The 7,151-nt window shown below is 58.8% G+C and carries 12 protein-coding genes; 5 read left to right on the forward strand and 7 right to left on the reverse strand.

What is annotated here, in order from left to right; translation table 11 throughout:
• Positions 1-594 precede the first annotated feature (594 nt).
• The 7 genes from IWX64_RS16275 to IWX64_RS16305 form a co-directional block, all read right to left on the reverse strand.
• Positions 595-948 (reverse strand): STAS/SEC14 domain-containing protein, encoded by a 354-nt coding sequence (locus IWX64_RS16275; protein WP_196868170.1) that lies wholly within the window; start codon positions 946-948, stop codon positions 595-597.
• Positions 949-1,789: 841 nt separating this feature from the next.
• Positions 1,790-1,969, reverse strand: coding sequence for a CsbD family protein (locus IWX64_RS16280; protein ID WP_196868171.1), 180 nt, complete (start codon positions 1,967-1,969; stop codon positions 1,790-1,792).
• Between the two features lie 29 nt (positions 1,970-1,998).
• On the reverse strand, positions 1,999-2,607 hold the full coding sequence (locus IWX64_RS16285; RefSeq protein ID WP_196868172.1) for a hypothetical protein: 609 nt from the start codon (positions 2,605-2,607) through the stop codon (positions 1,999-2,001).
• Positions 2,608-2,634: 27 nt separating this feature from the next.
• Entirely contained in the window at positions 2,635-3,216 is a 582-nt protein-coding gene (locus IWX64_RS16290; RefSeq protein WP_196868173.1) for a DUF6286 domain-containing protein, read from the reverse strand.
• On the reverse strand, positions 3,213-3,590 hold the full coding sequence (locus tag IWX64_RS16295) for an Asp23/Gls24 family envelope stress response protein (protein WP_196868174.1): 378 nt from the start codon (positions 3,588-3,590) through the stop codon (positions 3,213-3,215). Before IWX64_RS16295 ends, IWX64_RS16290 begins: the two co-directional genes overlap by 4 nt.
• Before the next feature lie 5 nt (positions 3,591-3,595).
• Positions 3,596-3,778, reverse strand: a complete 183-nt coding sequence (locus IWX64_RS16300; RefSeq protein WP_196868175.1) for a DUF2273 domain-containing protein — start codon at positions 3,776-3,778, stop codon at positions 3,596-3,598.
• A 46-nt stretch (positions 3,779-3,824) separates the two neighbouring features.
• Entirely contained in the window at positions 3,825-4,358 is a 534-nt protein-coding gene (locus IWX64_RS16305; protein ID WP_196868176.1) for an Asp23/Gls24 family envelope stress response protein, read from the reverse strand.
• Positions 4,359-4,678: 320 nt separating this feature from the next.
• Between IWX64_RS16305 and IWX64_RS16310 the strand changes: the two genes are divergently transcribed.
• The 5 genes from IWX64_RS16310 to IWX64_RS16330 all read left to right on the forward strand — a co-directional run bounded on the left by IWX64_RS16310 (position 4,679) and on the right by IWX64_RS16330 (position 6,872).
• On the forward strand, positions 4,679-5,254 hold the full coding sequence (locus IWX64_RS16310) for an RNA polymerase sigma factor (protein WP_334683376.1): 576 nt from the start codon (positions 4,679-4,681) through the stop codon (positions 5,252-5,254).
• Positions 5,251-5,844, forward strand: coding sequence for a hypothetical protein (locus IWX64_RS16315; protein ID WP_196868177.1), 594 nt, complete (start codon positions 5,251-5,253; stop codon positions 5,842-5,844). The genes IWX64_RS16310 and IWX64_RS16315 overlap by 4 nt, the downstream gene beginning before the upstream one ends.
• Positions 5,841-6,191, forward strand: coding sequence for a hypothetical protein (locus IWX64_RS16320; protein WP_196868178.1), 351 nt, complete (start codon positions 5,841-5,843; stop codon positions 6,189-6,191). The genes IWX64_RS16315 and IWX64_RS16320 overlap by 4 nt, the downstream gene beginning before the upstream one ends.
• 126 nt (positions 6,192-6,317) lie before the next feature.
• A complete protein-coding gene (locus IWX64_RS16325) occupies positions 6,318-6,578 on the forward strand; it encodes a GlsB/YeaQ/YmgE family stress response membrane protein (protein ID WP_196868179.1) in 261 nt (86 codons plus the stop codon).
• Between the two features lie 120 nt (positions 6,579-6,698).
• Positions 6,699-6,872, forward strand: a complete 174-nt coding sequence (locus IWX64_RS16330; protein WP_196868180.1) for a CsbD family protein — start codon at positions 6,699-6,701, stop codon at positions 6,870-6,872.
• The last annotated feature ends 279 nt before the right edge of the window (positions 6,873-7,151 follow it).

Here is a 7,151-nt window from a genome sequence, read left to right on the forward strand (position 1 = left end):
CGGCGTGATCTTGATGCAGACATGCTGCTGGTCTCACTTTCAGTAGAACCCCCATTTTAAGAGGGCCCACTGTCCTAAATCTCCACAGCAGTCCAATCATACCCACGTCTAACAAGAGCCACCAGAGCAACAGGCCCTACTCGGGATACTCGCATCGCATCGTCGAACAAGGGCCTGGCCAGCTAACGATGAATGAACGTCGGAGCCCGCCCCTAACGTGATGGTCTCGGCGCCGAAGGAGTTAGGGGAACCTCCAGGACGCCGACACTGATAACCGCTATCCCTAACGATCTCTATACCAAGCGTACTGAGCTTTCATGGATGTGACCTGATGGTGGACAAATGTGATGAGGCAGAAGAAAAGGTACAGGAAAAAACTACGCGAGGTTGCCCTGAGCACCCGAAAACGCCGATAACGGTCTGCTATAGATACCCGGAACCCGAGCCTGACCGCCATGGACCTCAAACTGATGCTGGTCCTAAAGGGGGACGAACTGGCCTACTCCGTCGTCTCACAGCCCAAACCCCGGGTGCTTCGACAAGGGGTGCCATCACGTTCAGCCCGTCAAAAGGATTAGCGATTGCCCTGTCGTCTCACTTAGATTGCTTTGGAGATGACTTGCGGATCAGCCATATGATCGCTTCGTCTTCTGATGTGAAGTAACGAGTCGGGGTTCGCGAACGCCATGAAAAAGCGGCGAGGACCGCGCCCATAGGGCTATCCCCTACCAGGGCTACCTTCGTGTACGAACGGTATGCGTTCATTCCCGCGCGTGCTTTAGGCGTCACACCCCGTAGACCTACAATGTTCACCAGTAACGGCATGGGCTCCTCGCCCCGCAGGGTGTGCAACGCCAGGGCTGCCTCGACTGCGTCCGCGTACTCGATGCACACTCCCGGCTTCCAATTCAGGCGCAGGAAATCGTCCTCGATACTGGCGGTGAACATTTTGGCTACTTCCTCGTTTTTCCCCCGATGTTGATGGCTGCTGGATTTAGCGCGGTCTACGATCAGGCCAGCCGGACGGCGGTCAGCCAGGAAAGATGACAGAGTGGTTCCAGCAACACTCGCCACTGCCCGGGTGCTGGTGCTGGTGCTGGTGCTGGTGCTGGTGCTCTGTCAGCGTAGCCCCCAGAGTATCTGAGTTGGGATTTTAGCTGTTTTTGGGTTTGGCTAGGCTATCTTCGTCTTCTTCCAGCGCGAGTTGGCTGGTCCTTGCTTGATCCTGTGTGTCAGCGTCATGGTTCTTGGCCAGGCGTTGTTCGACCTCTTCAGCGAAGTCATGTTCCGCTTGTTGATTGGATTGTGGGCTGCGGTTCTTTGTCGTATTGGGGGGTGTGGTGCCTTCTGGCGCTTCGCGGTCTACTGGGGCAGGTCATTGCGTTCTTGCTGCGGGGCCATGATTTTCTCCTACAGGCACTCATTAATGCGTGACGTGGGTGTCCGTCGTATCCCGCGGAAACCAGCCGTTTCCCTGATTTCCGGTTCGACCACACCGGTCATTGTGATGATGTGTCCTACACGGTGGCGGCACGGGGTCGAGGGGCGGTATTCATTCCTCCTCCGACCCCGTGCCACGTTCCGTCTCGGACATAACGAGTCGCGTCCAGCTATGGATTGTTGGGCAGAGCCAACGGGCCCGGTAGCTGGAGCCTTTCGCGGTGGCCTGGCGAGATTAGCGGTGCGGGCGGTTGTTGTGCCCGCGGGACCGTCGCCCGAGCCGGCCTTTGAGCCAGCCGATAAGGGCGACGGTGATGGCGCCGATGATGCGGTTTCTCATCCGCGGCGGCTACTTGTCGCCTTTGAAGACGTCCTTGACGTTCTCGCCAGCCTGCTTGGTGTGCGCGGATCCCTGATCGGTTTGTCCGTCACGTTTGAGGTTTTCGTTGCTCGTGGCGTCTCCGGTTGCCTCTTTGGCTTTACCGGCGATTTCTTCGGCCTTGTTTTTTGCTTTGTCCATGAAGCTCATGATTTATTTCCTTATCTGTTGATGTGTTTTTAGAGGGTTACGGTGGAGCTTTTCCGGGTCCGGGTGTCCATGTCCACCTCGACCGCTAACCGGGCCAGCGGCGCCCCGAGACTGGCGGCGAAGTGTTCGATCGCTTCTTCCCGGATCGTTGCCAGCACCCGTTGGGTGTCGGCACGGGAGCTGAGGGTGACCCTGATGGTCAGATCCGGGGAGCCAGCGGATCCCCGGAGGACACTGCGTGCGTGCAGGACATCCGGGATCATCTCAATCTCGGCGTTCACTGCGTCTTGAAGGACATCCGGTTTCAGGGTGGTCATCCCGGTGGAAGCATCTTCTTGAATGCGATACCGGCTGGCTTGATGCCGTTTGGGGATCTGCGCGGCTAACCAGGCCAGAGCCAGCAGTGCCAGCAGTGCCCCGACACCGATGAGGATCCCCTGCACGGCCGGGGCCGATCCAAGTTGGGCGGGATCAGCCGTTACCGGCGGCGCGGACGCCTCCGGTGAAACCAACTCAGAGGGCAGAAACGTGTCGAGGATTCCGGTGGCAATGAGCAGCCACGCGGTTCCCGTCAGCGTGAGTAACAGGCCGATAATAGCGAGCCAGGTGCGGTTCAATCGGCCGGCTGAGTGTCTCATAAGTAATCTCCTTTACGTCAGCCGGGCTCAGTCGAGCGTGCGGGTAGTGGTCTTCACGCCGATCCTTGGCCGGGTGGCAGGATCCAGATCCGCGAGAGCTTGTTCCAGGCGCTGCCGGACCGTCTCCTGCAGGTCGGTGGCATCAACGAGGTAGGTGTCTACCGCCACATCGATCCGCCGCGGGGAAACCTTCACCGCCGCGGATTCAACGCCGTCGACCTGTTCCGCCCGGGTGCGGGCGAGTCTGCCCAGTGCCCGGCGCCCGATCACGTACTCGACCGGCGAAGAAGACCGGGCCCGACTGGTGCTGTTGGCGGCAGGGTCGTTGAGCCTAATGGCGTTGTACTTCCCGGGGGACAGCGCGACGATCAGCAGCACCAGGCCCACCACCAACAACACGGCGGCTATGGTGTAGCCGGCAGGACTGTTCCAGGGTGTCTGCGTCCCGATACCGGCTGCCGTTTCAACCAGGTGAGTATTTCCCTGAAGCGCGGCAACGCCCGCCCATACAGCTGCGCATCCAACGGCGAACAGGATGATTGCGGTCACCACCGCCGGCACTGTCCGGCTGGGCCGGTGCCGTAAAGATCGTGACTGTGTGATGCTCACAATAATTCCCTTCCGGCGCTTTCGCGGCCTGTGTGCAGGGCGGTGATCTCGATATCTACCCGTCCGACCGTGATACCGGTTGAGGATTCAAGGGCATCTTTGACGCGGCCCCGTAGCCTCTGTGTTCCCTCCCGTAAAGAGGAGGGGTAGGCCATGGCCACGGATAGGGTCACGAACGCGGTGCGCCCGGAAAGCTCAATGTCGGCTTTGGGTCGGGCGTTGATGTCGCTGTCCTGACCGATACCCAACACTCCACCGGTCACACCGCCAACGAAGGGCAACTCGGAGGCAGACTGGGCAGCGATCTTGCGCAGCGCCTTCTCGCTGACTTGAAGGGCACCGCGTTCTCCTGCCCCGTCGGTGGTGGCGCTCATCGCGCTCACCGCCTGTTGGATCGGTTACCGAGGAGTTCCTGGACATCGAGCTTGCCGTCCAGGAAACGTCCAACGACCAGCCCCACGGCTCCGAAAACGATGACGGCGAGTAGTTCCAGGAATCCGCCAAAGACGACGACGATCCCCAAAACCAGTCCGACGAATAAACCTATGCTGCTCCGAGACATTAGATGCCCCTCTCTATCGGGTGTGCGGTGGATGGGCGGACGGGATCTACTCGAGTTCGTTTTCCCGGCTGCGCTTGACCCCGGAGTCGTCGTTCTCGGTGTCATCTTCGGGCAGGTGCACGTCGGTCACGTTGACGTTGACCTCAATGACTTCCAGGCCGGTGGCCCGCTCCACCGAGTTGATCACGTTGCGGCGAATGTTCTGGCTCATGTCCACAATGGACGCCCCGTATTCGGCGACGACGCTGATGTCGATAGCGGTCTGACGCTCACCCTTTTCAACACTGACGCCCCCGCTGACATTGGTCTGCGAGCCGGGAATCCGCTCAGCAATCTGATCGAAGGCACGCCGTCCGGCGCTACCCATCGCGTGCACCCCGGGCACCTCACGGGTGGCCATACCAGCGAGTTTCTGCACAACGGTCTCGGCGATCGTCGTGTCACCCTGATCGGTGTGGAGGGGTCCGCTCTTCTGCCGGGACGCCGTCCCACTGTGCTGCGCGCCCTGAGCCGAGCTGCCCTGGGTGGAGCTGCCCTGAATGCCTTGCGTGCTCTTATCCGTCGTCTGATTCTCAGCCATGCGCTGTGCTCCTTCATAAATGTTTGCGGTAATTGCTTACAGAGATAAGTCGCAAACCAAAGCCAAAACGTCACGGCAAAATCCGCAAAACTTCCTTCCTCCAGTGTGTGATTAAGATCACGAAGAAAACGTGTGATGAAAGCTGGACCGGATACGACCTATTAGGACTCGACTTACCAAAAATGGTCTGATGCCGCTTTGTGTGATGAATACCACTGCCTCTATTTCTACTGGATGCTGTTGGCCAGCTGCCCGCCGCTTCACCGTCAGAACTCATCATCAGAACTAAGCTTCATCATCAAACCCTTAAGGAGCCCCCTTTGACGCCGGTTCATCAACCTCATGCCTCGAAGCTTGCGGGAGCTGCTGATGCTGTGCTGGTGGAGCGCTCGATCGACGGTGACCCGGAGGCCTTTGAGGTGATGATCCGGCGGTATGCGAAGATGATGCGCGCCTACGCTGCCCGCCTCTTGGGCGGGTACGGCGCCGACGCCGATGATGTGGTGCAAGAAGCGTTGGTCGCGGCGTGGAAGCGGATGGAAGATGTGCGTCAAAGCACGTCCATTAAGAGTTGGCTGATGTCCATCGTTGGGCATAAGGCGGTTGACCTGATTCGGCGTCGAAAACCCGACGAAAGTATTGGCGATCACCACCACCCTGGCTCGCCCTCAGACGATGTGGCGGGTCAGGTAGAAAACCGGTCGGCGGCCGACGCGCTGTCTCTGGTCCTTGAAACCCTCCCGGAAGACCAGCGGCAATGTTGGACGCTGCGGGAGATCGGCGAGATGAGCTACGCACAAATTGCGGCGGAACTTAGTGTCAGCGAATCAACTGTCCGCGGACGGCTCACCCGGGCACGAAGCACACTGGTGAAGGAAATGGAGGCATGGCGATGAGCGACGATGACTACACCGAAGGCACCCTCGGATGCGGGCGGACCATTGATGAACTCAATGACTACCTCTCCAACGGCCGCAAACCCCTGAACCGGGACATCGAGGCGTGCCCGGAGTGCCAGGCGGCCCTGGCCGCGCTCACCCGACTGCACGAACTCACCCCTTCGCTGCTGGAGCGTGACATGGAACTACACACCGATGATGATGAAACCTGGCTTGCTGAGTTGTTCACTAATATCTCTATCCAAGCCCGGGCCGGCAGAACAATAACCATCAGCAGTGACGACCCCGACCTGTCCCTAACCCAAACCGAGGGTACGGTCCTTTCCCTCATCCGCTCGGCCGGGGATGAAGTCAACGGCGCGTTAGTCGGACGCTGCCGCCTACACGGAGACCTCACCGAACCCGGAACAGAGATCACCGTGGATGTGCAGATTTCCGTTTTCTGGAAAGACGAGCACCTCCCCAGCCTCGCCGCTGCCATCCGCACGGAAATACGCGACATCCTGAACCGTCACACCGAACTGAACATCACCGACATCGACATCTCCGTTGTTGACCTGGAAGTTTCCACGGGAGGGAAGCCATGATTACCGCCACGGATTTGGAAGACCTTGTCGCGAATCATGAAGGCGTCGCCGACATCTACCCGAGCAACCCGCTCACCGCCGTATTCACTAGTCTCAAAGCCACCCTCGATCAGACGGAAGCGACTGTCCGGATTAGCCTCACCACGGACCAGGGAGTCGTTCAGGTGAAGGCGCGCATCGGCGTGTATAGCGACGCGCAATCACCGGCCGTACTCCGCAGCCTGGCCGCGGCACTCAAAGAAGCCGTACTTAAGACCACGCCACCTGACACAACATGCACCGTCTTCCTCGAAATCGCAGGCACCCGCCGCGAAGATCCCAACCAGAAGAACGAATCAGACCGCTAAGCGAATGAGACCGTCAACCGTTGCCGACGAAGGAGCTTCTGAAACGACAGCGAACAGCAGCTCTCCAGGTAACAACAACCAACACCCAGGCCCCCCACCGGGTACACAACGAGAAGGAAACACACCATGATTGGATTCATCATTGCAGGGCTCGTCATCGGCGCCCTGGCACGACTGGTCAAACCCGGCAAACAGAACCTCAGCATATTCATGACGTTGCTGCTCGGCCTAGCCGGTTCAGTCATCGGAGGCGTCATCGCCAACCTGTTAGGCACCGGAGACATCTTCGAACTGAACATCCTCGGCTTTATCGTGTCCGTCATCGCGGCCGTCCTTCTAATCGGCGTCGCCGAAGGAATCACAGGACGACGGAAAGTGCACCGCTAAAACCCCACCGCCACCACTAGAAGTGCTGAAGTGCTGAAGCAAACGAACCGCTGTAGAACTATTCTGACAACACACCCCCGGCACGCCGCCGAGGCTGACACCAACACAAGGAGAACCCACATGGGACTGGACGATAAAATCAAGAACGCCGCCGAAAAGCTCACCGGAAAAGCCAAAGAAGGCCACGGAGAAGCGACCGGTAACCAGGACTTGAAAGCCGAAGGGCAGAACGACCAGTCCAAGGCCAACATCAAAAATGCCGGCGAAAACATCAAGGACGCCTTCAAAAAGTAGGTAACACCGGCGAGAAGGTGTGTGTGGGTGTCTCAGAAGCGCCCGCACACCTCTTGCGCAACAACCCAGTATTTTGCCACTCCACAGCAAACAACCCATCCACGGCAGGCACTATTTCCCTGCACCAAGAAGGAACACGGACATCGTGAGCGATCGAACATCAGCCCCGCCTGAAAACGCCACCTGGACTGCTGTGGAGATTTAGGACAGTGGGCCCTCTTAAAATGGGGGTTCTACTGAAAGTGAGACCAGCAGCATGTCTGCATCAAGATCACGCCG

The organism is Arthrobacter sp. CAN_A212, assembly GCF_015752345.1.
GTDB lineage: Bacteria > Actinomycetota > Actinomycetes > Actinomycetales > Micrococcaceae > Arthrobacter_D.

Excerpts from the sequence above, each read along its gene's own strand:
- IWX64_RS16275 (WP_196868170.1), bottom strand. The coding sequence starts at position 948 with ATGTTCACCGCCAGTATCGAGGACGATTTCCTGCGCCTGAATTGGAAG.
- IWX64_RS16280 (WP_196868171.1), bottom strand. The coding sequence starts at position 1,969 with ATGAGCTTCATGGACAAAGCAAAAAACAAGGCCGAAGAAATCGCCGGT.
- IWX64_RS16285 (WP_196868172.1), bottom strand. The coding sequence starts at position 2,607 with ATGAGACACTCAGCCGGCCGATTGAACCGCACCTGGCTCGCTATTATC.
- IWX64_RS16295 (WP_196868174.1), bottom strand. The coding sequence starts at position 3,590 with ATGAGCGCCACCACCGACGGGGCAGGAGAACGCGGTGCCCTTCAAGTC.
- IWX64_RS16300 (WP_196868175.1), bottom strand. The coding sequence starts at position 3,778 with ATGTCTCGGAGCAGCATAGGTTTATTCGTCGGACTGGTTTTGGGGATC.
- IWX64_RS16305 (WP_196868176.1), bottom strand. The coding sequence starts at position 4,358 with ATGGCTGAGAATCAGACGACGGATAAGAGCACGCAAGGCATTCAGGGC.
- IWX64_RS16315 (WP_196868177.1), top strand. The coding sequence starts at position 5,251 with ATGAGCGACGATGACTACACCGAAGGCACCCTCGGATGCGGGCGGACC.
- IWX64_RS16320 (WP_196868178.1), top strand. The coding sequence starts at position 5,841 with ATGATTACCGCCACGGATTTGGAAGACCTTGTCGCGAATCATGAAGGC.
- IWX64_RS16325 (WP_196868179.1), top strand. The coding sequence starts at position 6,318 with ATGATTGGATTCATCATTGCAGGGCTCGTCATCGGCGCCCTGGCACGA.
- IWX64_RS16330 (WP_196868180.1), top strand. The coding sequence starts at position 6,699 with ATGGGACTGGACGATAAAATCAAGAACGCCGCCGAAAAGCTCACCGGA.